The 308-nt window shown below is 69.8% G+C and carries 1 protein-coding gene; it reads right to left on the reverse strand.

What is annotated here, in order from left to right; genetic code table 11:
* The coding region (locus IH50_RS0137165; protein ID WP_158801451.1) for a beta-ketoacyl synthase N-terminal-like domain-containing protein at positions 1 to 308 on the reverse strand (308 nt) is incomplete at both ends.

Raw genomic sequence — 308 nt, forward strand, 5'->3', positions numbered from 1 at the left:
ACCGCACTGCCCCGCACCACCGCCAACACCCGATGCCCATGACGCCGCGCATCCGACAACCGCTCCAGCACCAGCACACCCACACCCTCGGACCAGCCGACCCCGTCGGCCGCATCCGCGAACGAACGACACCGGCCGTCCGCCGACAACCCACCCTGACGCGAGAACTCCACGAACGTCATCGGCGTCGACATCACCGTCACACCACCGGCCACGGCGAGTGAGCACTCACCCGACCGCAACGCCTGCGCCGCCCAGTGCAACGCCACCAACGACGACGAACACGCCGTGTCCACCGTCACCGCCGG

Source organism: Streptomyces sp. NRRL S-37 (assembly GCF_000721605.1).
Classification (GTDB): domain Bacteria; phylum Actinomycetota; class Actinomycetes; order Streptomycetales; family Streptomycetaceae; genus Streptomyces.